General features: G+C 69.2%; 24 protein-coding genes. 21 read left to right on the top strand and 3 right to left on the bottom strand.

Annotated elements, in window-relative coordinates:
• Nucleotides 1-453 precede the first annotated feature (453 nt).
• The 5 genes from ACZ5LB_RS01220 to ACZ5LB_RS01200 all read left to right on the top strand — a co-directional run bounded on the left by ACZ5LB_RS01220 (nt 454) and on the right by ACZ5LB_RS01200 (nt 4,996).
• Nucleotides 454-2,799, top strand: a complete 2,346-nt coding sequence (locus ACZ5LB_RS01220) for an ATP-dependent DNA helicase (RefSeq protein ID WP_464604342.1) — start codon at nt 454-456, stop codon at nt 2,797-2,799.
• Nucleotides 2,800-2,802: 3 nt separating this feature from the next.
• Nucleotides 2,803-3,834, top strand: a complete 1,032-nt coding sequence (locus ACZ5LB_RS01215) for a metallophosphoesterase (protein WP_464604341.1) — start codon at nt 2,803-2,805, stop codon at nt 3,832-3,834.
• 64 nt (nt 3,835-3,898) lie between these two features.
• On the top strand, nt 3,899-4,162 hold the full coding sequence (locus ACZ5LB_RS01210) for an AbrB/MazE/SpoVT family DNA-binding domain-containing protein (protein WP_464604340.1): 264 nt from the start codon (nt 3,899-3,901) through the stop codon (nt 4,160-4,162).
• On the top strand, nt 4,159-4,446 hold the full coding sequence (locus ACZ5LB_RS01205; protein ID WP_464604339.1) for a hypothetical protein: 288 nt from the start codon (nt 4,159-4,161) through the stop codon (nt 4,444-4,446). Before ACZ5LB_RS01210 ends, ACZ5LB_RS01205 begins: the two co-directional genes overlap by 4 nt.
• 79 nt (nt 4,447-4,525) lie before the next feature.
• On the top strand, nt 4,526-4,996 hold the full coding sequence (locus ACZ5LB_RS01200) for an FKBP-type peptidyl-prolyl cis-trans isomerase (RefSeq protein ID WP_464604338.1): 471 nt from the start codon (nt 4,526-4,528) through the stop codon (nt 4,994-4,996).
• Here the strand turns inward: ACZ5LB_RS01200 and ACZ5LB_RS01195 are convergent.
• The 3 genes from ACZ5LB_RS01195 to ACZ5LB_RS01185 are packed head-to-tail and all read right to left on the bottom strand — an operon-like array spanning nt 4,993 to nt 10,077.
• Complete coding sequence (locus ACZ5LB_RS01195; protein ID WP_464604337.1) at nt 4,993-6,648, bottom strand: methyl-accepting chemotaxis protein; 1,656 nt, start codon at nt 6,646-6,648, stop codon at nt 4,993-4,995. The genes ACZ5LB_RS01200 and ACZ5LB_RS01195 overlap by 4 nt on opposite strands.
• 27 nt (nt 6,649-6,675) lie before the next feature.
• Nucleotides 6,676-9,732, bottom strand: coding sequence for a BamA/TamA family outer membrane protein (locus ACZ5LB_RS01190; protein ID WP_464604336.1), 3,057 nt, complete (start codon nt 9,730-9,732; stop codon nt 6,676-6,678).
• A gap of 9 nt (nt 9,733-9,741) precedes the next feature.
• A complete protein-coding gene (locus ACZ5LB_RS01185; protein ID WP_464604335.1) occupies nt 9,742-10,077 on the bottom strand; it encodes an STAS domain-containing protein in 336 nt (111 codons plus the stop codon).
• Between the two features lie 143 nt (nt 10,078-10,220).
• Here ACZ5LB_RS01185 and flgB point away from each other — a divergent pair, with 143 nt between their 5' ends.
• From flgB to yidD, 16 genes are all read left to right on the top strand, one after another.
• The gene (flgB, locus tag ACZ5LB_RS01180; RefSeq protein ID WP_464604334.1) at nt 10,221-10,631 is read left to right on the top strand and encodes a flagellar basal body rod protein FlgB; all 411 of its coding nucleotides are present in this window, start codon (nt 10,221-10,223) and stop codon (nt 10,629-10,631) included.
• Entirely contained in the window at nt 10,631-11,056 is a 426-nt protein-coding gene (flgC, locus tag ACZ5LB_RS01175) for a flagellar basal body rod protein FlgC (RefSeq protein WP_464604333.1), read from the top strand. Before flgB ends, flgC begins: the two co-directional genes overlap by 1 nt.
• An 88-nt stretch (nt 11,057-11,144) precedes the next feature.
• The gene (gene fliE, locus ACZ5LB_RS01170) at nt 11,145-11,459 is read left to right on the top strand and encodes a flagellar hook-basal body complex protein FliE (protein ID WP_464604332.1); all 315 of its coding nucleotides are present in this window, start codon (nt 11,145-11,147) and stop codon (nt 11,457-11,459) included.
• A gap of 31 nt (nt 11,460-11,490) precedes the next feature.
• The gene (gene fliF, locus ACZ5LB_RS01165) at nt 11,491-13,173 is read left to right on the top strand and encodes a flagellar basal-body MS-ring/collar protein FliF (RefSeq protein WP_464604331.1); all 1,683 of its coding nucleotides are present in this window, start codon (nt 11,491-11,493) and stop codon (nt 13,171-13,173) included.
• Nucleotide 13,174: 1 nt separating this feature from the next.
• The gene (fliG, locus tag ACZ5LB_RS01160; RefSeq protein WP_464604330.1) at nt 13,175-14,179 is read left to right on the top strand and encodes a flagellar motor switch protein FliG; all 1,005 of its coding nucleotides are present in this window, start codon (nt 13,175-13,177) and stop codon (nt 14,177-14,179) included.
• Nucleotides 14,169-14,909 carry a FliH/SctL family protein gene (locus ACZ5LB_RS01155; RefSeq protein ID WP_464604329.1) on the top strand — a complete coding sequence of 247 codons (741 nt, stop codon included), beginning with the start codon at nt 14,169-14,171 and terminating at the stop codon, nt 14,907-14,909. Before fliG ends, ACZ5LB_RS01155 begins: the two co-directional genes overlap by 11 nt.
• The gene (locus ACZ5LB_RS01150; RefSeq protein WP_464604328.1) at nt 14,909-16,246 is read left to right on the top strand and encodes a FliI/YscN family ATPase; all 1,338 of its coding nucleotides are present in this window, start codon (nt 14,909-14,911) and stop codon (nt 16,244-16,246) included. Before ACZ5LB_RS01155 ends, ACZ5LB_RS01150 begins: the two co-directional genes overlap by 1 nt.
• Nucleotide 16,247: 1 nt before the next feature.
• Nucleotides 16,248-16,712, top strand: a complete 465-nt coding sequence (fliJ, locus tag ACZ5LB_RS01145) for a flagellar export protein FliJ (RefSeq protein ID WP_464604327.1) — start codon at nt 16,248-16,250, stop codon at nt 16,710-16,712.
• A 7-nt stretch (nt 16,713-16,719) separates the two neighbouring features.
• Complete coding sequence (locus ACZ5LB_RS01140; protein WP_464604326.1) at nt 16,720-17,238, top strand: MotE family protein; 519 nt, start codon at nt 16,720-16,722, stop codon at nt 17,236-17,238.
• Nucleotides 17,239-17,398: 160 nt separating this feature from the next.
• Nucleotides 17,399-17,851 carry a con-10 family general stress protein gene (locus ACZ5LB_RS01135; RefSeq protein ID WP_464604325.1) on the top strand — a complete coding sequence of 151 codons (453 nt, stop codon included), beginning with the start codon at nt 17,399-17,401 and terminating at the stop codon, nt 17,849-17,851.
• A 94-nt stretch (nt 17,852-17,945) separates the two neighbouring features.
• Entirely contained in the window at nt 17,946-19,673 is a 1,728-nt protein-coding gene (locus ACZ5LB_RS01130; RefSeq protein WP_464604324.1) for a flagellar hook-length control protein FliK, read from the top strand.
• 40 nt (nt 19,674-19,713) lie between these two features.
• A complete protein-coding gene (locus tag ACZ5LB_RS01125; RefSeq protein WP_464604323.1) occupies nt 19,714-20,373 on the top strand; it encodes a flagellar hook assembly protein FlgD in 660 nt (219 codons plus the stop codon).
• A 15-nt stretch (nt 20,374-20,388) separates the two neighbouring features.
• A complete protein-coding gene (locus ACZ5LB_RS01120) occupies nt 20,389-21,684 on the top strand; it encodes a flagellar hook protein FlgE (RefSeq protein ID WP_464604322.1) in 1,296 nt (431 codons plus the stop codon).
• A gap of 55 nt (nt 21,685-21,739) precedes the next feature.
• A complete protein-coding gene (locus tag ACZ5LB_RS01115) occupies nt 21,740-22,450 on the top strand; it encodes a response regulator (RefSeq protein WP_464604321.1) in 711 nt (236 codons plus the stop codon).
• Nucleotides 22,451-22,488: 38 nt separating this feature from the next.
• Nucleotides 22,489-23,589: a flavodoxin-dependent (E)-4-hydroxy-3-methylbut-2-enyl-diphosphate synthase gene (gene ispG / locus ACZ5LB_RS01110; RefSeq protein ID WP_464604320.1), complete on the top strand. Its 1,101-nt coding sequence runs from the start codon at nt 22,489-22,491 to the stop codon at nt 23,587-23,589.
• The gene (gene yidD, locus ACZ5LB_RS01105; RefSeq protein WP_464604319.1) at nt 23,586-23,900 is read left to right on the top strand and encodes a membrane protein insertion efficiency factor YidD; all 315 of its coding nucleotides are present in this window, start codon (nt 23,586-23,588) and stop codon (nt 23,898-23,900) included. The genes ispG and yidD overlap by 4 nt, the downstream gene beginning before the upstream one ends.
• The last annotated feature ends 34 nt before the right edge of the window (nt 23,901-23,934 follow it).

The following is a 23,934-nucleotide window of genomic DNA, read 5'->3' as shown; positions in this document are numbered from 1 at the left end:
TCCCGCGACGGAGAGCATCGCAGAATGACCCTCGCCCGTGTCCCAATTCACTGGAATGCAGGTTTCGGCACATTTCGGGGCGGCTGCGGGTCTGAATGCTGAAACAGACCTGCCAGGGCGGTGAGGTGCCGCCGGCGGAGAACAGCACTATGGCCGGGTGGAATAGCGGGAAGCCCCTCAGGAATGAACTACGTGATTTCGGGTGGCAGGAGCCACTTCTGCTCAGGGTCCCAGGGCCGGAATCGTTTACTCATACCTACTTATCATACAAATCTGCCACGACTTTACCCATTCCCTGCACGGACCCGATTCATTGAAGCGCCGGTAGAACTCGGCCCTACCTTACCCGCGCTGCTTTACGTTTCTTGGGGTCGCGACAGCGAACCCAAGAAACGAACGGGGCGAAAGTCTGGGACACGGCTGACTACGTAGACGGGCTGCTAAAATCGCTGAATGACCCTGGGGCTTTCCGTTCGCGAGTTCGTGGCCCCCCTGGAGCCTTCGGGGAGCCTCGACGCGCGCCGCTCCCTGGCCGCCGAGGAGGACCCCATGGCCCTGGGGGCGAGGATCCACGCGCGGGTGCAGAAGCGCCTGGCCCAGGAGGACCCCGCCGTGCGGCCGGAGGTGGCCGTGCAGGCCCCCCTGGCCCACGGGGACTTCGAGGTGCTGGTGCGGGGCCGGGTGGACGTGCTGGTGGACGCCAGCCCCCCGGTGGTGGAGGAGATCAAGACCACCTTCCGCCCCGCCGCGCTCCTGGACGAACTGGACGACGGCCACCCCCACGTGCTGCAGGCGCGGATGTACGCCTGGATCCTCTGGCGGGACCTGGGGGTGGCCCCCCTGTGCCGCCTCCGGGTCATCAGCCTCCTGGACGAAAGCGAGACGCTGGTGGATCTGGCCTTCGACCCCGGGGCCTTCTCGGCGTGGGTGGAAGCCCGGCTCGGGGACCTGCACGCGGCCTGGGAACGGGCCCAGGCCCGGCGCGCCGAGCGCCGGGAGCTGGCCGCGAGCCTCACCTTCCCCTTTGCCGACCCCCGGCCCGGGCAGGCCCGGCTGGTGGAGCTCGTGGCCTCCACCCTGGCCTCGGGCGGGCGCATGCTCCTGCAGGCCCCCACGGGCCTGGGCAAGACCGCGGCGGTGCTCTTCCCCGCCCTGGCCCGGGCCCTGGAGGACGATCTGCGCGTCTTCTACTGCACGCCGCGCAACAGCCAGCACGAGGTGGCCGAGGACTGCGTGCGCCGGATCCGCGCCGGGGGCCACGGGGTGCGCTCGGTGACCATCCGGGCCAAGGAGAAGGTGTGCCCCCAGGCCGAGGTGGACTGCCGGCCGGAAGTCTGCCCCCGGGCCAACCTCTACTTCGACCGCCTCAAGGCCTCGGGCGCCGTGGAGACCCTCATGGCCGGGGGCTGCGCGGACGCCGCGGCCGTCAAGGCCGCCGCGGACGAGCACCTCCTCTGCCCCTTCGAACTCTCCCTGGACGCCGCGCGCCAGGCCGACGTGGTCATCGGGGACTACAACTACGCCTTCGCCCCCAACGCGACCCTGGTGCGCTTTTTCGGCACCCCCGAGGAAAGCGCGCGCACCATCGTGCTGGTGGACGAGGCCCACAACCTGCCCGTGCGCGCCGCGGACTGGTTCAGCCCCGCCCTGGAGATCCCCTGGCTGGAGGAGCTGCGCAAGCGCCGCCTGGTGCCCCGGGACCGGGGCCTGCGTTCCCGGCTCACCGCCCAGATCCGGCGCTGCGTGGCCCTCCTCCAGGCCTTGGAGGGCCCCCACCGGGTCGTGGAACTGGATCCCCAGCCCTTCCTGGGCGAGGAGTTCCGCATCACCCGGCTGGTGGCCGAAACGGCCACGCGCGGGGTGGAGCTGCGGCCGACCCACCCCCTGGTGGAGCTGCAGCGGGCCTGGGGGGCCTTCTGCGCCGTGCTGCGCGTGCTGGCCGCCCCCCACATCGTCACCTGGGTCCCCCCCGGGCGCCTTCGCATCACCTGCGCCGACGCCTCGGCCCACCTGCGCGAGCGCATGGCCGGGCTCCATTCCGCCGTGCTCTTCTCGGCCACGCTCAAGCCCTTCCTGTACCACCGTCGCCTGGCGGGCCTGGCGGACGTGGACGTGGTGGAGGCCGAGGTGCCCTCCCCCTTCCCGCCCGGCAACCGCAAGATCCTCGTGGTGCCCCAGGTGTCGACGCTCTACCGGCTCCGGGACCGGGAAATGCCCCGCATCGCCCACTTCCTGGGCCGCGTCCTGCCCCTGCGCCCGGGCAACTACTTCGTCTTCTTCCCCAGCTTCGAGATGCTGGAGAAGACCCTGCCCCACCTGGACCTGCCCGGGTTCCAGGTGCTGGCCCAGCCCCGGAACGCCGGCGCCGCGCGCATCGCCGAGCTGGTCCAGGCCCTGCGCGCCGGCACCGGCACCGTGGTGCTGGCCGTGCAGGGCGGCTCCCTCTCCGAAGGCATCGACCTGCCCGGCGAGGCCCTCATCGGCTGCGTGGTGGCGGGCCCCCCCCTGCCCCCCTTCGACCTGGAGCGGGACCGGGTGCGGGCCTATTTCCAGGCCGCCTACGGCTGCGGCCAGGCCTACGCCTACACATACCCCGCCGCGGCCAAGGCCGTGCAGGCCGCGGGCCGGGTCATCCGCACCCCGGAGGACCGGGGCCTCCTGGTGTTCCTGGACGGCCGGTTCCTGGAGGCGGATTACGCCGCCTGCTTTCCCGAGGGCTGGTTCCGGGATTCCCCCGCCGAACTGGTGTCCGGTTCCATCCTGGGGGACATCGCCGCCTTCTGGGATATGCGATCCTGAGGCATGCGCCTTCTCGCCCCCTTCCTCGCCCTCCTCCTCCTGGCCCCGGTCCAGGCCCAGGTCCCGCCCCTCCTGCCCGCCGCGGCGCCGGTGGACGAAGGTCCCCACGTGGTGTGGGAGGGCCGCAAGGCCCGGGTGCTCCGGTGGCGCCAGGGCAAGCCCGAGGAGAAGGCCCTTCCCGAAAGCGGCCTCCTGGCGCTGGACGGCCTCCCGCCCCTTCAGTTGGACCCCGGGCCCGCCCCCCGGCACCCCGCCGTCTTCCCCCTGCCCGCCAGGATCGCCGCCATCAGCGACATCCACGGCAACTACGCCGCCATGACCGCCCTGCTGGTGAAGCAGGGCATCCTGACCAAGGACCTGGCCTGGGCCTTCGGCACGGGGCACCTGCTGGTGATCGGCGACACGGTGGACCGGGGTGCCCAGGTGACGGAGAGCGTCTGGCTCCTGCGCTCCCTGGAGGCGCAGGCCCAGGCCGCCGGCGGCAGGGTCCACGTGCTCCTGGGCAACCACGAGATCATGAACATGAAGGGCGACGTGCGCTACCTCAACGCCAAGTACCTCGCCCTGCCCTACCGGACGCCCTACCTCATGGGACCCGACACCGAAATGGGCCGCTGGCTGCGCTCCCTGCCCGTCATGGTGCGCCTGGGCGACATCCTGTTCGTGCACGGCGGCGTCTCGCCCCGCCTGGGCGAAAGCTACCCCACCCTGGAGTCCGTGAACGCCGCCGCCTGGGACAGCCTGCCCTCCGTCAAGAAGCTCCTCCTGGGCAGCTCCGGCCCCCTGTGGTACCGGGGCATGGTCCAGGCGCCCGTGGACACGGCCGCCATGGTGGAGGCCAGCCTTCGCCCCTACCAGGCCCGCACAGTGGTGGTGGGCCACACGACGGTGAAGGAGGTGACGGCCATCCGCCCCGGGCAGGTGTACCTCATCGATGCGGGCCTGAGCGAGGGCCGGCCCGGGGAGCTGTGGATCCAGACGGATGGCAAGCGGTGGCGGGGGCTGGCCGACGGGACGCGGGTTCCGCTGGGGTAAGTGTCCGCAATGGCATCCTTGCCAAATTTCCCAATTTGGGTAAATTGGACTCGGAGGCACGCCCATGCCCACCCCCGAAAACGTGTTCCAGACGGACGCCCGCCGGCGCACGACGATGCCGGCCGTCATCCCGCCCAACGAGACCTTCACGATCGAAGCCTTGGGGGACGGGACGTTCCGCCTGGTGCCCATGACCTTGATCCCGAGCCATCAGCTCTGGGCCTGGCGGCCGGAAATCCAGGAGGCGGTCGAAGGCGCACTTCGTGAGCCCGGCTTCACGCTGGACAGCGAGGAGGGGCAGGATTTCCTCCGGAAACTCAGCAAATGAAATTGGAAATCCGCCCCTCCTTCCTGGTGTCCGCACTCCGCCAGTCCGCCCAGGTCCAGAAGGGGATCCGGAAAATGGTGGAACTTGCGGCGCTGCTGAGCTTGCAGGAGCTTTTGAACCATGAGGGCGTCCACCTTGAAAAGATCAAGGGGCTGCTGACCCGGGATGGAAAGCCGCAGTACACCTTGCGGGTCACCCGCGCGGCCCGGGCCATCGCCACCGTGGAGGGGGACCGGCTCGTGCTGCTCCTGGTGGAGCCGGACCACGACAAGGCGTACCACTGAACCGGGCGATCCAGGACTCCAGGCGCCCGGGGGTTCCACCCGGCGCCGGGGACGCTACACTCTTCCCTTTGGAGGCCACTTGAACCGCGCTTTTCTTTTATGCCTCCCCCTCGCCCTGCTGGCCACCCCGGCAGCCACGAAAACCCCCACCCGCGCCAAGAAGAAGACCCCGGCGCCCGTCACGAAAAAAGGACCCGCCATGATCACCACCGAATCCGGCCTCGGCTACGTCGACACCCACGAAGGCGCGGGCGAATCCCCCAAGAAGGGCCAGACCTGCGTCATGCACTACACCGGCTGGCTTTCCGACGGCGGCAAGCCGGGGCGGAAGTTCGACAGCTCCGTGGACCGCGGCCAGCCGTTCTCCTTCACCGTGGGCGTCGGCCAGGTCATCAAGGGCTGGGACGAGGGCGTGATCACCATGAAGAAGGGGGGCAAGCGCACCCTGCACATCCCTGCGGCCCTGGGCTACGGCTCCCGCGGCGCCGGCGGCGTGATCCCCCCGGGCGCGGACCTGATCTTCGACGTGGAGCTGATCGACTTCCGTTAGGACCTGAACTGGGACACCGACTCCGCGAGTTTCTCGGCAACCCGGGCGAGGTCGTTGGCCGTATGGGCGACCTCGCTCACGGTGCTGGCCAGTTGGGTGGTGGCTGTCGCGTTCTGAGTCGCTTGGTTGGCGCTTCGGTCCACAGCCCTGGCCACCTCGTCGCTGGTGCGGGCCTGCTCCTCGGAGGCGCTGCCGATTTCGAGTACAAGGGAAGACAGGCCGGTCACGTTCGAACGAATGGTCTCCAGCGCGGCGACCGTGGCGTTGACCGTTTCCTTTCCGCTGTCCACGGCCTCGTTCGAGCCCTTGACCAATTCCGCGATCTCTTTGGCCGCATGGCCGGATCGTTCCGCCAGTTTCCGAACCTCCTCCGCAACCACGGCGAATCCTTTCCCGTGGGCCCCGGCCTTGGCCGCTTCGATAGCGGCGTTCAGGCTCAGGAGGTTCGTCTGCCTGGCAATTTCCTGGATCACCTGGATGGCCCGCACGATTTGCGCCGTGGTGCTCCGGATGGCCTCCATGGATTCCGTGGTATTGGCTCCCGCCTGATGGCCCTGGGCGGTGGCCTGGACGGCAGCCTCGGCCTGTTCCCTGGCCTCCTTGGCGTTTCCGGCAACCTGCTGGATGGAGGCTGAGAATTCGGTTACCGCGGCAGCCAGGTGCTCGGCGTCCTGACGCTGCAACTCGGTGCTCCTGGCGATCTGGTCCGTGGTGGCGGACATCTCCTCCGCGCCGGAGGACAGCTCCATGGAACCGCTGGCGGTCTGGGCAGACGCATCCGCCAGATCCTTCCAGATACGCCTCAGTTTCTGAAGGAAGTCGTTGAACGCCTTCCCCACCCGGCCGAGTTCGTCGTCGCAAAGGACCGGGAGCGCCACCCGGAGGTCCCCCCGGGCGATGCCGTCCTCGATGGCCTTGCACATGGCTTCCGCAGGCCCAGCGACACTCCGGGAGATGGCCAGGGAAAGCCCGATTCCGGCCGCCAGGGCCCCGGCCCCGAGGGCCAACAGCGTCCAGCCGGCGCGCTCGGAACTCCGGATCGCGGCGAGGCTCTTCTGGTTCGCCTGCGTTTCCTGGAGGGCCACAACCTTCCCCAGCCCCTCCTCCCAGGCCGAGATGACCTTGCGGCCTTCACCGAATATCAGTCGGACCGCTTCGTCCTTCCGGCCCTGGTCCACGAGGTTCACGAAGCTGGCATGGATGGCCTCGGCCTTCACCCTGGCGGATTCCACGCTCTTCAGGAGGGCAGCCGTTTCGGTATCCTCCGTTCCGCACAATCCGAGGAGTTTCTTTTCAGCTTCGTCATAGACAGCCTTGGATTTTGCCAGTTTGTCCTTCTGCGTGGACCGCGCCGCCTCGGACGCCTCAAGGGCATAGGCCCGGATGAACCTGCCGGTGAGGAGCATCTGCCGGTCCATGGTCACCGCCTGTTCCATGGACTTCTGCTCGATCTCGACGATGTCCCTGAGGGTGGCCTCGGCCCTTCGCGACTGGTAGTGCGCCACCGCCACGGCGAGGAGCATGAGGCCAAGGACGGTGCCGAAGCCGAGGGCAAGGCGTTTCCCGATTCTGAGTCCTGCCAGCATACGTCCTCCTTCAGAAGAAGAGACATTGATGGACTTCGCACTCTTGCCGGAGCGTGAGTATCCCACCAATTCCGGATATGCAATGGAAAAGCTTCAGAACTGGAAGCCCGCGGAAATCGTCACGTTCCTCAGCTGCGTGCTCCGGTCCGCCTCGGACCGGGGCCGGCCAAGGATCCGGTTCACGTCGGCGGCGTACTCCAGCTTCAGGGGGATGCCCAGCTTCACGATGATGCCCAGGCCCAGCGCGGTGCGCAGGGGCAGGCTGGTGCGGTTGCCCTGGGCATCCTCGGACCAGGCGCGGCCGGGCTTCTGGTACACCTGGCCGGTGTCCACGAAGACTTCGCCCCACAGCGTCGGGGCCAGCAAGGGGAAGCGGTACTCCAGGTTCGCGATGAAGAGGGCCTGGCCGCCCAGGGGGATCTGCTCCGTGGCGCGCACCGGGAGGCCGTCGGGGCCGGTGGTCATCTTGTCGCTGCTGTCGGAGTTGAACAGGGGGATGCGGTCCAGGGGGCCCAGGAAGTCGGGCTCCACGCCGCGCATGGTGCCTGAGCCGCCCGCGAAGAAGCGCTCGGACAGCGGCAGGTCCTCGGCGGTCTTGGCCGTGGGCACGGCCAGGCCGATGCGGACGCCGAAGGCCACCACGCCGGCCGAGGCCTTGTAGCCCACGGGCCAGGTCCACTGGTTGCGCAAGTCCAGCTTGAGGAAGCTGCTGTTCTTGCTGGTGAGGAAGAACTGGCTGGCGGCCTCGAAACGGGCCAGGGAGTAAGTTCCGCTGGTGGGGTCGAAGGCGTTGTCCCGGGTGTCGCGCACCACCTGCAGGTAGGGGGAGGAGATGATGGCCCGCTTGGGGTACTTGGCGATCTTGGTGAGATCGTCGCTGGAGACGTTGTTGATGCTGGCGGCGACCTCCACCCGCTCGAACCGGTACCCGGCCTCCACGCTCACCCGGGAGGGCAGCGCCCACCGCAGGGAGGACAGGAGCCGGCGCCGGCGCACCTGGTAGATGTAGCGCTGCTCCTGGATGTAGGCCCCCTCCATGCGGAAGGCGGTGCGCTGGGGCAGCGCCTCGCCCACCACGCCGGGTTCGAACCAGGGGTCGGTGTAGCCCAGGGAGATGGAGTTCAGGGACCGGGTGTACTGGCCCGTGGGGAACGTCTCGCGCAGGGTGCGGTTGTCGAGGAAGCCGTCGCCGGCGCGGGCGTTGAAGTCCAGGGTGCGGCCCATGCCGCCGACGTTCAGGCGCTGCACGCCCGTGCCCAGGTAGTAGCCCTGGGTGCGGTCGTAGCCGAAGGAATTGGTGATCACCCAGGGCGAGCGCTCCTCGGCGCGGAACAGCAGGTCGCCGGCGCTCCACGGGGAGGGCGGGCCCACCTCGGCGCCCTCGGCGAGGCTGGACACCTCCACCCGCTGGAAGGCCCCGAGGCCGCCCAGGCGCCCCTGGGCCCGGCCCAGCTTGTCCTGGTCCAGGGGATCGCCCGGGTTCAGGTTGATCTCCCGGAGCACGGCCTTGGCGCGGGTCCGCCCCGCGCCCCGCACCACGACCCGGTCCACCTTCTCCAGGGGCTGGTCGGGCACCTCGAAGAGGATGCCGCAGACGCCGCCGTCCTCCACCACCACCTGGGAGCGCACGGTGGGGCGCAGCACGCCCAGGGCCACCAGGTGCTGCTGGCGCACCGCGGTGTAGGCCCGGAAGAGGTCGGCCTTGAGGAGCGGAATGGGTCTGGAGAAGGTGAGCGTGACCTGCAGCCTTCCCTCCACGGGCTGCATGGCCAGGGAGGCTTCGCAGCCCTCCATCTCCCGGCGGTCGCTGCGGAAGATCCGCGCGCCGTTCCGTTCGGCCACGAGGACCGGGTTCTCGGCGAAGAGCAGGACAAGGCCGGAGCCCAGGCCCCAGGGGTCGCCGAAGCCCTCGGGGGGCAGGTCCAGGCGGATCCAGGAAACGAGCCGCTGGCGCCCCTCGCGGATGCGGAACACCAGGTCGGCCTTGCCGTTGCGAAGCACGACGGAGCGCCGGACCTTGGCATCGGTGAAGCCGCGGCTTTCGTACAGGGCCAGGATGTGGTTCTCCGCGGCATCCAGGAGCTCGGGCCGGGCCTTGGCGCCCAGGAAGCCGCCCACGTCCGCGGCCTTGCGCAGGTCCTTCTCCCCCACGGCCTGGTTGCCCTCGAAGGTGAAGGTGCCCAGCTTCGACACCGGGCCCGGCGCGAGGTGGTAGGTCACGACCACCTCCTCGGGGCCCGTGGGGCCGGTTTTCGTCACCTTGCGGGTGTAGCTCACCTGGGGGTCCAGGTGGCCCCGGGACCGGAACAGGCGCACGATGCGCCGCTCCCCTTCGTCCAGGAGCTCGGGGGTGTAGCGGTCCGCCCGGGCCAGGGGCACCAGGTCCTTCAGGGACGTGGTCCAGCCCAGCCCGGCCCCGTCGGAGGCGAGAATGACCTTGGGACCCACCTCCACGGTGAGGCGCAGGGTGCCCCCGGCGTCCCAGTCCAGGTCCACGCGGCTCTCGAAGCGCTTGGCTCCCACCAGCTTCTTGCGCAGGCGGCGCAGGCACTCCAGCTCCACTTCCCGGTTCCAGAGGGTGACGCCCGGCACCACCTTGGTCTCCCGGATGAGGGCCTCCGCCGAGAATGGGCGGACATTGCCCACCACTTCCACGCTCCGGATGAGGTTGGGCTTGCCCACCGCCACGTCCAGGACGAGGCGGGCATCCCCCTCGGCCCGGGACGCCGCCACGCGCGCGGCGAGGTAGCCCGCGGCCACCAGGTGCTCCTGGGCATGGCGGCGCTGGGTCTCCAGGCGCAGGGCGCCTACCCGCTCGCCCTTCCGAAGGCCCGGAAAGAGATTCCTGCGCAGGGCGGAAGGGGCATCCCCCCGCACCTGGATGGCGGTGACCCGGGGCCAGGGATCCAGGCGCACCACGCCCGGGCTGCCCTCCACGGAGCGGAAGCGGTCCGTGGCCCGGATGGCCTCCAGGGCGCGCTGGAACTCGGGTTCGGACAGGGCTTTGCCCGGGCGGTAGCCGGCAGCCGCCCGGGCAAACACCTGGTCGTCCAGGCTCCCGCCCACGAACTCCAACCGGTCCGCCGGCGCCTGCCCCAGGCCCAGGGCAGGGATGGCCAGGAGGAGCAGGGGCGGGCCGAAGCGCTTCATCGGCTTGGGTTAGAAGCCGGCGAGGGACTCTTCCTCGGTTTCCTTCACGTCGAAGACGGAGTGGAGGCTGGTCATGGTGATCAGGTTGAAGATGCGGGAGTTCATGGCGCAGATGCGCAGGTCGCCGCCCTTGTTCTTGATGGAGGTGTAGCAGCCCACCAGTTCGCCCACGCCCGAGGAATCGAGGTAGCTGACCTTGCTCAGGTTAAGAACGATGCGGCGGCTGCCGGCCTCCAGGACGGTGCGAACGGCCTCGCCCAGTTCCTGGTCGCCGTCTCCAAGGGTGATCTTGCCCTCGGGATAAAGGATGGTGATGCCCTGGTGGTCGCGCTGGGTGATTTTCATGTGCTTTCCTCACGGTGTTCCAGGAGTCTACCAAGGCGGGTGGCCAAACCCAACCCACTATCGCGCGGGGGGCGTTGCGGCACGAACCCTGCAAAGGGTGGGGGTCCGGATGGCTTTCCGGACACCTTTCCCAGGGTGCCCCCATGTTCGACCTGGTTTCCAACAACCGCATGATCGCGCTCGCCGACAAGGGCATGTCCCTGGCCACCCAGCGCATTTCCCTCGTGGCGTCCAACCTGGCCAACATCGACACGCCCGGCTACCGCACCCGGGACTTCGACTTCGAGGCGGCCTTCCGCACGGAGATGGAAAAGCTGGATAGGCAGTTCTCGCCCACCCCCGGGGCGCCGTCGGCCTTCGACGCGGGAATCACGCCCCCGGCCATCATCCACCCGGACGACATCACCTCCGAGCGCAACGACGGCAACGACGTGCGCCTGGACCGGGAGAACATGCTCCTCAGCAAGGCGCAGACCGTCTACACCCTGAGTTCCAACCTGGCCCAGGGCGAGCTCAAGCTCGTGCTGGGCGCCATCCGGGATGCGGCCAAATAATGAGCACCTTCGACGCCATCAACAACATCGCCGCCTCCGGGCTGGCCGCCCAGCGCCTCCGGGCCCAGCTGGTGGCCTCCAACATCGCCAACTCCGAGACCACCCGGACCCCCCAGGGCGGCCCCTTCCGCCGCAAGGACGCAGTCTTCACGGTGGACACCCTGGGCATGGGGCCCAACGGCGTGCCCATCACCGGCGTGAAGGTCGCCGAGATCCGCGCCTCCCAGGACCCCTTCCTCACCAAGTACGATCCGGGCCACCCCGACGCCGACGCCTCGGGCATCGTGCAGTACCCCAACGTCAACCCCGTGGAGGAGATGGTGAACCTCACGGAGGCCAGCCGGGGCTTCGACGCCAACGCCTCGGTGGTGCGGGCGGTGCGCACCATGACGCTTTCGGCCCAGGATTTGCTCAGGGTTACCTGATGGGCGGTTTTCGCCCGGTGACGGAAATCTGACTGGCCCCCCGGCCAGGAACAATCCATCCTGAATCAGTTCCATCTCAAGGTTCGCCATGAACCCCATCATCCCCAGCCAGCTCCCTTCCCTCGACGCCCTCGCCCAGGCCGCCCAGAAGCCTGCTGCCGGCGCCCAGGACGGGCCGGAAGGCGCGCCCTTCGCCGACATCCTGAAGCAGGCCCTGGCCGAAGTGAACGCGTCCCACGCCAGCGCCGAGCAAGAGGCACGGAACTTGATAAGTGGAAACTCCACTGACATGCACACGGCGATCCTGGCGGTCCAGAAAGCCGATGTCAGCTTCCAGATGATGATGGCCGTCCGTTCCAAGCTGGTGGACGCATACCGCGAAGTGATGCGAATGCAGATGTGACGCATAGCTTTCCGGCCATCGAAAGGATCCAATGGCCGACGAGAGCAACGTCATCAAGCAGTTCACCGAAGCGCTGGACAACATGACGGCCACCCAGAAGGGGATGGTCGCCGCCATGTGCTTGACGGTGCTCCTGGTCCTCGTGGGCTTCGGCCTGTGGGCCGGGCAGGAGAACATGGGGGTGCTCTTCAGCAACCTGCCCCCCCTGGACGCCAACCGCATCGTCGAGGAGCTGAAGAAGCAGAACATCAAGTATGAGTTGAGTTCCGACCAGCGCACCGTGTCCGTGCCCGAGAAGCGGGTCGGCGACCTGCGCCTGAAGTTCGCCGGGGACGGCCTGCCCCAGGGCGAGGGCATCGGCTTCGACAAGCTGGAGAACCCCGGCCTCACCACCACCGACTTCACCCAGAAGATCATGTACCGCAGGGCCCTGGAGGCCAACCTGGCCAAGACCATCATGGCCCTCCAGCAGGTGGCGGGCGCCACGGTGCACATCACCCCCCAGAACGACAGCCCCTTCGCCACCGAGAAGGAGGAGGCCAAGGCCTCCGTGCTCCTCAAGCTCAAGGGCGGTCGGGCCCTGCCCGACGAGAACACCCAGGCCATCGTGAACCTGGTGGCCGCCAGCGTGGAGGGCCTCAAGCCCGAGCAGGTGGTCGTGATCGACCAGCACAGCCGCATCCTCAGCCGCACCGGGCGCGATCCCGCGGTGGGGGCCTCGGACGTGCAGAAGAAGGCCCAGCGCGAGGAGGAGGACCACCTGGTGAAGATGGTCACCGAGCTGCTGGAGCCGGTGGTGGGCATCGGCAAGGTGCGGGCCACCGCGCGCGTGGACCTGGACTTCGACAAGGTGAAGGTCAATTCCGAGACCTTCGACCCCGCCGGCCAGGTGGAGCGGGACCTGAAGGTCCTCAAGGAGGAGGGCCAGAAGCGCGACGGCGTGGCCGGGGTCCCCGGCACCCCCTCCAACGTCCCCCCCATCAACCAGCCCACCCCCGGCACGCCGGGCACCGACAGCCACAAGAAGGAAGAGACCACCACCCACTACGAGATCTCCAAGACCCTCAAGTCGGTGGAGCAGGCCCCCGGGAACGTGCGGCGCCTGTCCCTGGCGGTCATCGTGGACGACGCCAGCAAGTGGGACAAGGACGCCAAGGGCAACCCCGTGGAGAAGCTCTCGCCCCGCACTGCCGACGAGCTGAAGAAGATCCGGGACCAGGTGGCCTCCGCCATCGGCTTCCAGCAGAAGCGCGGTGATGAATTGACAGTGGAAAACATGGCCTTCGCCCCCACCAGCAACCCCAAGGAGGAGCAGGAGGCCAGGCAGCAGAGGTGGATCAACCTCGGCTGGGAACTGGCGCCCAAGGTCCTGTGGATCATCCTTGGGTTGGTTGTCTTCTTCCTGATCATCCTGCCCATGCTCAAGCGCCTGTCCTCCGCCCTCAACCGCCCCGCCCCCCTCCGGGTGCGCGTGGGCGCCGAAGGGGCCGCCCCCGGCGAGCCCGGCGCGGCCCCCCGGAAGTTCACGCCCCTCAAGTCCATGGCCGAGATGGAATCCGAGATCGAGGCCGAGCTGAACGCCGAGGGGGCCTCCTCGGCGCCCGAAGCCCAGCGGCGCTCCCTGATCAAGAAGCGCATCCAGGAAAGCACCATGAGCGACGCGGAGACCGTGGCCTCCCTGGTGAGATCCTGGATGATCGAGGACGGGAGATAGCATGGCCAAGCTTTCCGGCGCGCAGAAAGCCGCGGTCCTCATGGTCGCCCTGGGCGACGAGACCGCCTCCAGCATTTTCAAGTTCCTGGAAGAGGACGAGATCCAGAACATCTCCAAGGAGATCGCCCTCACCCGGCACGTGCAGCCCGAAACGGCCGACGAGGTGCTGGAGGAATTCCACACCATGACCCTGGCCAAGACCTACATCGCCCAGGGCGGCATCGAATATGCCAAGAAGCTGCTCATCAAATCCGTGGGCCCCGAGGCCGCCCGCAAGATCATCGACCGCCTCACCAAGGCCCTGGAGTCCTCGGCGGGCTTTTCCAGCATCGAAAGGGCCAACCCCCAGCAGCTGTCGAAATTCATCCAGAACGAGCACCCCCAGACCATCGCCCTGATCCTCGCCCACCTCAACGCCTCCCAGGCCGGGGACCTCATCGCCAGCCTCCCCGAGACCCTGCGGGCCGACGTGGCCATGCGCATGGCCAACCTGCAGGAGATCAGCCCCGAGGTGGTGCGCCGCATCTCGCTCATCCTCGAGCAGAAGCTGGAGGCCCTGGGATCCTTCGCCACCGAGGCCTACGGCGGCGTCCGGGCCGTGGCCGAGCTGTTCAACCGCATGGACCGCACCACGGGCCGCGTGGTGCTCGAGAAGATCGAGAACGAGAACCCGCAGCTGGCCGCCAGCATCCGCGACCTCATGTTCGTCTTCGACGACATCCTGCTCATCGACGACCTGGGCATCGCCGAGATCCTCAAGCGCGTGGACAAGAAGTCCCTCACCACCGCCCTCAAGGGCACCTCCGAGGAGCTGCGCAACCAGTTCTTCCGCAACATGTCCTCCCGCGCCGTGGAGCTCATGAAGGAGGAGATGGAGTTCATGGGCCCGGTCAAGCTCAAGGACGTGGAAAAGGCCCAGCACGAGATCGTGGAGATCGTGCGCCAGCTGGAGGAGGAAGGCGTCATCAGCATCGGCGGCGGCGGCGGGGACGACTATGTCAGCTGAACGGGTCATTCCCGCCCGGCGCGTGGACCTGGACACCATCGAGGCGTTCCCCTACTTCGCCGCCGACTTCTCCGGCGCCATGGACCCCGGGGAGGCCCTGGACGACGAGCCCCTTTCCGCCGAGCTCACCACCCCGGAGGAGGACGCCCGGCGCCTGGCCTCGGTGGACCAGATCATCTTCGAGAAGCTCCAGCAGGCCGAGCGGGACGCCCACGACGTGGCCCGCAAGGCCTACGAGGAGGGGTTCCAGGCCGGCGAGGCCGAGGGCCGCACCTTCGGCGAAAGCCAGTACAAGGCCCAGATCCAGCGCCTGGACGCGGCCCTGGAGGACCTTTCGGCCTCCCTGGACCTCAACGCCAAGGTCACCCAGGAGGAGCTCCTGGGCCTGGCCCTGGCCATGGCGGAGTACCTCGCCGCCCGCGAAGTGCAGGACGGCGCCTCCACCCTCGCGCCGCTCCTGACCCGGGTGCTGGAATCCCACCCCTTCCCCGAGGGGGACGCGGACCTCCAGGGCCGCCCCGGGCTCACCGTGCTCATGAACCCCCGCGACCTGGAACTGCTGGGGCCCTCCGCCCGGAGCCACCCTGGCGTGGCCGTGCGGGAGGACGACGCCCTCAGCCGCGGCAGCCTGCGGGTGGAGAGCGTCGCGGGCGTGCTGGACGCCACCCTGGAGCGCCGGCGGACCCGCCTCCTGGAGCTGCTCCAGAGGTCGCGGGAGCAGGAGGCCTGATGGACTTCCGCGCCCTGGCCCGCGAGGTCAAGCTGCTGCCCCCCGGCGACGTGCTGGGCCGCGTGAGCAAGGTCGTGGGCCTGGTGGTGGAATCCCGGGGCCCCGAGGGGTCCGTGGGCGAGCAGATGATCATCCACATGCAGGACGGGCGCCAGGTCACCGCCGAGGTGGTGGGTTTCCAGGACCAGCAGGTGCTCCTCATGCCCGTGGAGAACATCGAGGGCATCCGCCCCGGCCTCATGGTGGAGGCCCGCGGGCACCAGCCCGAACTGCCCGTGTCCAGCGCCCTGCTGGGCCGGGTCATCGACCCCCTGGGCCGGCCCCTGGACGGGGGGCCTCCCCTGGACGCCGAGGACCGGGTGCCCATCCACGGACGCCCCCCCAACCCCATGCAGCGCCGCATGATCAAGGAGGTGCTGGCCACGGGCGTGCGCGCCATCGACGGCCTCCTGACCCTGGGCAAGGGCCAGCGCATCGGCATCTTCTCCGGCTCGGGCGTGGGCAAGTCCACCCTCATGGGCATGATCGCCCGGAACACCTCGGCCCAGGTGAACGTCATCGCCCTGGTGGGGGAGCGGGGCCGCGAGCTGAAGGAGTTCATCGAGAACGACCTGGGCCCCGAGGGCCTGGCCCGCAGCGTGGTGGTGGTGGCCACCAGCGACCAGACCCCCCTCCTGCGCCTGCGCTGCGCCCTGGCGGGCATGGCGGTCTCGGAGTACTTCATGCGCCAGGGCAAGGACGTCCTCATGATGATGGACAGCGTCACCCGCTTCGCCATGGCCCAGCGGGAAGTGGGGCTGTCCGCGGGGGAGCCGCCCTCCTCCCGGGGCTACACGCCCTCGGTCTTCGCCCTGCTGCCCCGGCTCATGGAGCGGGCCGGCACCTTCGAGGGCCAGGGGTCCATCACCGGCATCTTCACGGTGCTGGTGGAGGGCGACGACATGAACGAGCCGATCGCGGACGCCGTGCGCGGCATCCTGGACGGCCACGTGATCCTTTCCCGCAAGCTGGCCTCCAAGAACCACTTCCCCGCCATCGACGTGCTGCCCAGCATCTCGCGTCTGTTCTCGGCCCTGGCCGTGCCCGAGCAGAAGCAGCTCTGCGCCAAGATGCGCGACCTCATGGCCACCTACGCCGACGCCGAGGACCTCATCCAGATCGGCGCCTACACCAAGGGCGCCAGTCCCACCATCGACCAGGCCATCCAGTTCCAGCCCGTCATCCAGGCCTTCCTGCGCCAGGCGGTGGCGGAGGGATCCGACCACCGGACCACCCTGCTGGCCATGGGGCAGATCTTCGGCATCGACCTGGCGCCCTTCCTGAAGCCGGCGGTGTGACGTGGCGGCCCGGTTCCGGTTCCGCCTGGCGTCCCTCCTGCGGGTGCGGGTGGCCCTGGAGGAGGAGGCCAAGCGCCGCCTGGCCCTGGCCGTCCTGGCCCGGGACCGCGCCGCGGCCCGGGTCGCCGAGCTCCGGGAGACCCAGCGGCAGGCCGTGGAAAGCCGCCGCACCGGCCTGAACGAAGCCGTGGACCTGGACCGGTGGCGGGCCACGGAGCGCTTCCTGCTCGTGATCGAACGCCGCATCGCCCAGGCCCAGCAAGCCGTGCGCGAGGCCGAGGCCCGGGTGGCCGAGGCCCGCCAGGCCCTGGTCAAGGCCCACCAGGACCAGCTGGTCCTCCAGCGCCTCAAGGAACGGCGCCAGGAACAGCACGCCCTGGAGGTCCTGCGCGAGGAAACCCGGGAAATGGATGAAATCGCCGTTCTCCGGTACCACTTTACCCATTCCGGTGCATCCAATCGGTGAGGCAGCCATGAACGTCAAGAACCTTGCATGGGTCGTCGCCCCCCTCGCGCTCTCCGCCGGGGTCATCTGGCTTTCCGCCCAGGCCCCCCAGACCACCGAGGGCGTGAAGATGGGCGAGCTGGCCGAAAAGGTCCAGGCCCGGGAAAAGGCCGTGAACCAGAAGGAGGCCGAGCTGCGCCAGATGGAGGAGCGCCTGGCCACCCTCCAGGGGTCCCTGGAAAAGGACCGGGCCGACCTGCAGAACCGCGAGAAGGCCCTCCAGGAAGCCAACCAGAAGCTCACGGCCCTGAAGACCCGGCCCCCCATCGACCTGCAGATCATCCGCACCTACGAGAACATGGACCCCGTGGCCGCCGCGCCCGCGGTCAAGGAGCTGGCCGGCCTGAACCAGGAGGTGTGCGTGAGCCTGCTGGGCGGCATGCAGGCCAAGAAGGCCGCGCACATCCTGGACCAGCTGGCCCCCCGGGACGCCAAGCTGGCTGCGCTGCTGTCTGAAAAAGTGGGGTTGACGCGCCCCAAGGAGTGATAAGGTACCTCTTAGAACCTTTGGATAGGAGTTTATGAACAGGTAAAAACAATTAATCACACCATTAATCATTTTAATAAACCTTTTTTAAATCTTATTGAAGCCGCCGAGGAAACTTTTTCCCGCCCGGCCCCAGATCAATGGAGAAGTGGAGGACACCATGGCAGCCAACAACGATGAAAATGTCCAAATGAACGCGCAGGAGGCCGCACCTGCCGCCCGGGACCACATGGCCGAGATCGGCCGCAAGGGCGGGCAGTCGGTGAGCCAGAACCGCGCCCACATGGCCGAGATCGGCCGCAAGGGTGGCCAGTCCGTGAGCCAGAACCGGGCCCACATGGCCGAGATCGGCCGCAAGGGCGGCGAGGCCGTGAGCCAGGACCGGACCCACATGTCCCAGATCGGCCGCAAGGGCGGCGAGGCCGTGAGCCAGGACCGGGCCCACATGGAGCAGATCGGGCGCAAGGGCGGCACCACCGTGAGCCAGGACCGCGGCCACATGGCCCAGATCGGCCGCAAGGGCGGCGAGGCCGTGAGCCAGGACCGGGCCCACATGGAAGAGATCGGCCGCAAGGGCGGGGAAGCCTCCCGCACCCGCAAGCCCCAGGAGTGACCCCCGGGAACCACCCGGCGAATTCCGCCGGGTGGTTCCGGCACGGCCTGTGCCTTGGAAGACCACCCGATCCAGTCTCCCGGGTGGAGGTCCGATGCTTCAAGCCGTCCAGAGCCACGGGGATCCCGCCCCGGGGGTCCAGGGGAAGGAACCCGCCCAGGGTGCCGGTACCCGATTCTCGGGAATCATCAATGACCTGGTGTCCGACACCCGGAACGTGGCCCCCCGCACGGACCCGGCGCCGGTGAAAGCGGAACCCGAGCCGGAACCCGCCCCGGCGCCCGGCGCCCGGCGCCGGAACCCGGTGGGGGCCTCCCGCCCGGACGCTCCTTCCCGGCCCGCGGACGCCCCCTCGCCGGCAGAGACGCCGGACGCGCCCCCCGCCGACCCCCCAGCCGCCCCCTCGGCGTCCAGGACGCCCGCACCGGCCCCCGAGGCTTCCGCCCCGGCGACTCCCGACGGCCCGGCAACGGATGCCGTGACGAAGCCCGTTGAGGCGCCCGCCGCTCCGGCCGATTCGGCGGCCATGGCCGCCCTCCTGGCGGCGTTCGTCCCAGTGGTGTCCCCGGATCCCGCCCCCCCCGCCCCGCCGGAGTTCACCCCCCTCACCGTGGATACCCTGGAAGCCGCCTCGGCCGCGGGTCCCGTTGCGGCCCCGGCCGTGACCCCGGCGGCTTCCTCCGTGGTACCTGTGGCATCGCCGGCCCTGCCGGTGGCCCCCACCCTGGATCCGGAGGTACCCGCGGAGGCCCCGGCGGCCGCGCCTGCGGCAGCGCCGAAGACGCCCGAAGGTCCCGTGGCGGGGGTTCCCGCGCCGGACGCCTCCGGGATGACGGCTGCGCCCGCCGAATCCACGGCTTCCCCCACCGCCCCGGCGGTTTCCGACGCCGTGGCGGGCGACCCGATCCGCGGCCGCAAGCCCGTATCCCCTGAGGAAGCGGGGGTTGACCCCCGCCCGGTCCCGCCGCAGGCCCCCACGGTCACCCTGGACCCCTTCAACCGTCCCGGCGCGGACGCCCCCGATCCCGTCGACGCGCCGGCTCCGGCGCGCACCGCAGGGGCCGCCCTGTCCCTGCCCCAGGCCAAGGCGTCCCTGGACCAGGCGGTCCCCGGAGTGAAGCTCCAGGTGAAGACCGCGGCCCCCGCCGACGCGCCCGCCACCAAGCCCGCCCTCACGGAACTCCTCCACCAGCCCAAGCCGGCGGTGGAAACGCCCGCCATCCTGGCCCAGGGTACCCTGGACCCCACGGCCCCCCCGGCGCTCCAGGCCCAGTTGGCCCAGCCGGCGCCGGCGGTGCCCCACACCGCGGCGACGCCCGGACCCGAGGCGGCCCTGGCGGCCCTCGCCCCCGGCGCCATGGCCGCGGTGCGGGTGCCGGCGGCCACGGCCGCCTTCGAGGCCCCGCCGGCCGTGCCCCATGCCAGCCTCGTGTCGCAGGTGGACGGCAGCATCCGCTGGCTCCTGAAGAACCACGAGCAGGGCGCCGAACTCCAGCTCCACCCCGAATCCCTGGGCACGGTGCAGATCCGGCTCCGGGTGGAGGGCACCGAGGTGCACGCCCGCGTGTGGGCGTCGGACCCCTCCGCCCTGCCGGTGCTCCAGGAGCACCGCGGGTCCCTGGAGGCCTCCCTGCGCGAGCAGGGCCTCAACCTGGGCAGCTTCGACCTCCACCAGGGCCGGCAGGGCGGTGAGACGCCTTTGCCCACCGCGCCGTCCCAGGCCGCCGCCGCCTTCCGGGGCACCCCGGAGAATGGGCAGGAAACACCCATTCCCGCAGGCCCCGCCCCCTTGAACCCGCACCGCATCGAGATTGTCGCCTGACGGCACGACTCCTGCCTGTAGCGACCCGGAGGAATCCAGCATGCAATCCCCGACCGTCTCCACCACCAGTTCCACCACCGCCAATTCCGCCGCCACCCCCAAGGCCTCCAACACCCTTTCCAAGGATGCGTTCCTGAAGCTCCTGGTCGCCCAGCTCCAGCACCAGGACCCCACCAACACCCAGGACCCCAACCAGATGGTGGCCCAGATGGCCACGTTCTCCTCGCTGGAGGCCCAGCAGAACACCAACACGCTGCTGGCCAGCATCCAGACCCAGAACGCGGCGCTGTACCAGGCCCAGAGCTCCGACCTCATCGGCAAACGCATCCAGATCACGTCCAACAAGGTGGACCTCGCGGGCGGCACGGCCGCCATCGGCGTGAACATGGCCACCGACGGCAACGCCACGCTCGTCATCAAGAACGCCAACGGCGCCGTCGTGCGCACCCTGGGCCCCGGGGCCCTGGGGGCGGGGGACAGCACCCTGAACTGGAACGGCAGGGACGACGCCGGCAACCCGCTGCCCGACGGCAACTACACGGTCTCCATTTCCGCACGGAACGTCTACGGCGCCCCCATCACCGCCTTCACGACCACCAGCGCCGTGGTGACGGCGGTCTCCTTCGTGGACAACGAGGTGAAGGTCACCGCCGGCGGCAACCAGTATTCCCTGTCCAACATCACCCGGATTTCCAGCTAACCCCAGGAGCGCACCATGGGCCTTTATTCTTCCTTCTACGCCAGCCTCTCCGGGCTCTCCACCAATGCCTCCGCCCTCAGCGTGATCGGCAACAACCTGGCCAACCTGAACACGGCCGGGTTCAAGGGGTCCAGCTCCCAGTTCCAGGACCTCTTCAACGCCGCCATCGCCAACCAGGGCACCCAGGGCAACGGCAACCCCATGCAGGTGGGCCTGGGCGCCTCCCTGGGCTCGGTGGCCCAGGACTTCGCCCAGGGCTCCTTCCAGCAGACGGGGAGCGTCACGGACATGGCCATGCAGGGCAACGGCTTCTTCACCCTGCAGAACAAGAACGGCAGCCAGGTCTACACCCGCAACGGCAACTTCACCATCGACAAGTCCGGCTACCTGGTGGATTCCCAGGGCGACAAGGTCATGGGCTGGAACGCCAACGGCGGCATCGTCAATCCGGGCGGCCTGCCCGCGCCCATCCTGCTGAACATGGCCGGAACCTCGGGGGGCGTGCCCACCGCCAACCTGGAGATCATCGCCAACCTGGATTCCACGACGGCCGTGGGCTCCACGCCCTTCACGTCCACCGTCCAGGTGTACGACAGCCTGGGCGCCACCCACAGCGTGACCTTCACCTTCACGCCCACCGCCACCACCGGGCAGTGGGACGTGGCCGCCACCGCCACCGACGGCGGCACCGTGGCCGGCATGCCCACCTCGGTGCAGTTCAACAGCAGCGGCGTGCTCACCAGCTACACCCTGGGCGGCGTGACCCACACCCCCACCGCCGCCGCCCCCGACAACCCGGTGCTCACCATCAGCGGCTGGACCAACGGCGCCGCGGCCAACACCACCAACTGGCTGCTGAGCACCCCCACCAGTTCGGGCGGCCTCACCAAGTTCCTCACCAGCTACGCCGCCGCGTCCACCACGTCGGGCAGCAGCCAGGACGGGTTCGGCGCCGGCACGGTGGCGAGCCTCACCGTCGACCAGGACGGCATGATCATCGGCAACTATACGAACGGACAAACGATCACCATGGCCCAGGTGGCCATCAGCACGTTCCTCAACGAGAACGGCCTCTCCAAGCAGGGCGGCAACAACTACATCGCCACGGTGGCCAGCGGCTCGGCCGCGGTGGGCGCGGCGAACCAGGGCGGCCGGGGCGGCGTGCTGGGGTCCAACCTCGAGCTCTCCAACGTGGACGTGGCCACCGAACTGACCCGGATGATCATCAACCAGAACGGATATCAAGCGAACAGCCGAGTCGTGACCACCGCCAACAACCTGCTCCAGGAAGTGCTCAACCTCGTGCGCTGACACAAACTCCTGACAACATGGGGCTCCCGGGGTTAAGCTGCTACCCGGGAGCCCCATGATCGATTCCTACATTCCGACGCCTGCCAACCCCGGACGCATCCTCATCGTCGACGACCTGGTCGGGAACCTCAAGATCCACGAGCGGGAGCTCCGCAGCCATCCCTTCAACCTGACCCTGGCGCAGAGCGGCGCCGAGGCCCTGGAGGTGTGCTCCCGGCTGGTCTTCGAAGGCATCCTCATGGACGTGAGCCTGCCGGGCATGGACGGCATCGAGGCCTGCCGGCAGATCCGCGAATCGCCGCTCAACGCCGCGACCCCCCTCATCTTCATCAGCGCGGTGCGCATCGGCGAGGACTGGGTGAAGGAGGGCATCGATTCCGGGGGCATCGACTACCTGGCCAAGCCCTACGTGTTCTCCGAGCTCCTGGTGAAGCTGCGCATGATGGTCCGCCTTTCCCGCCAGCGGGAAGCAGCCCTGGCCGGGGAGCGGAACCGGGCCCTGCTGGAGGTGGCCGGCGGCACCGCCCACGAGCTGGCCCAGCCCCTGGCCGCGGCCCAGATCCTGCTGGACCGCCTCCTGAAATCCGACGTGCCCCCCACCCCCGCCGAGCTGCGGGATCTCCGGGACTGCCTGGCGGCCACCGCCAAGGTGCTCCACCAGGTGCAGAACCTTCACACGTACATCACCAAGCCGTACGCCTCGGGCCGGATCCTGGACCTGGCCCTGAGCAGCCGTCCGCCGTACCAGTCTCCCGACGCCGATTAAACTGGAAGTTCCAGCCCTGAGCTGGCCGAGGTCCCCAAATGTCCGAACTTGATTACCAGCCCCTCGCACCCCGGCGCAAGACCCGCCAGATCCTGGTGGGCGGCGTGCCCGTGGGAGGGGACGCCCCCATCACCGTGCAGAGCATGACCAAGACCGACACCCGGGACGTGGAGGCCACCGTCAAGCAGATCTACGAATACGCCGCCGCCGGCTGCGAGATCGTGCGGGTCAGCGTGCCCACCAAGAAGGCCGGGGAGGTCTTCCACGAGATCACCGCCCGCAGCCCCATCCCCGTGGTGGCCGACATCCACTTCGACTACCGTCTGGCCCTGGTGGCCGCCGACGGGGGCGCGGCGTGCCTTCGCATCAACCCGGGCAACATCGGCGGCCAGGACCGGGTGCGGGCCGTGGTGGAAAAGGCCGGCGAGAAGGGCATCCCCATCCGCATCGGCGTCAACGCCGGCAGCCTGGAGAAGGACCTGGTGGAGAAGTTCGGCGGCACCGCCACCCCCGCGGCCATGGTGGAGAGCGCCCTCCGCCACCTGGAGATGCTGGAGAAGGAGCAGTTCTTCAACACCAAGATCAGCCTCAAGGCCTCGGACGTGGTGCGCACGGTGCAGGCCTACCGCCTCCTGGCCAAGCAGGTGGACTATCCCTTCCACCTGGGCATCACCGAGGCGGGCACGCCCTGGGGCGCCACCATCCGCAGCAGCGTGGGCATGGGCATCCTGCTGGCCGAGGGGCTGGGGGACACCATCCGGGTCTCCCTCACCGGCGACGGCGTCGAGGAGTGCAAGATCGGCCACGAGATGCTCCGGGCGCTGGACCTGCGCACGGGCGGCTTCCACATGGTCAGCTGCCCCTCCTGCGGCCGCGTGCAGATCGACCTGAACCGCGTCGCCCACGAGATCGAGGAGGGCCTGCGGGAGATCAACCACGAGGACGTGACCTACGCCGTCATGGGCTGCGTGGTCAACGGCCCCGGCGAGGCCCGGGACGCGGACCTGGGCGTGGCCGGCGGCGCGGGCGAAGGGCTCATCTACCGCAAGGGCATCCTCATCCGCAAGGTCAAGGAGGCCGACCTGGTGCCGGCCTTCCTGGAGGAGGCACGCCGGTTCAAGGCCGAGAAGGGCGCGTGACGGGAGGCCGGCGGGTGATCGACGCGCTGTTCGCCCATCCCCTGCTGGCCTGCGGGATCTACCTGGTCCTGGAAGCCTTCCTCCCCGTGCCCTTCCAGCCCACGGCCTGGGTGGCCCGGGGGGCCATCCGGGCCTACCAGGCCACCCTGGGCCCCGCCCTGCCCTCCCAGTGCAAGTTCACCCCCACCTGCAGCCACTACGGCCTGGGCTGCGTGCGCAAGTACGGGACGCTGCGCGGCGGCGCCCTCACGGCCTGGCGGATCCTCCGGTGCAACCCCTTCGGCCGGGGCGGCGATGACCCGGTGCCGTGATAAGGTAGTAGCTCGCGTCAATCCAGGACCCCGC

This window comes from Mesoterricola sp. MK458, from assembly GCF_055384935.1.
The sequence above is the reverse complement of the archived record's forward strand: the minus strand, read 5'-3'. Positions and strand labels throughout refer to the sequence as shown.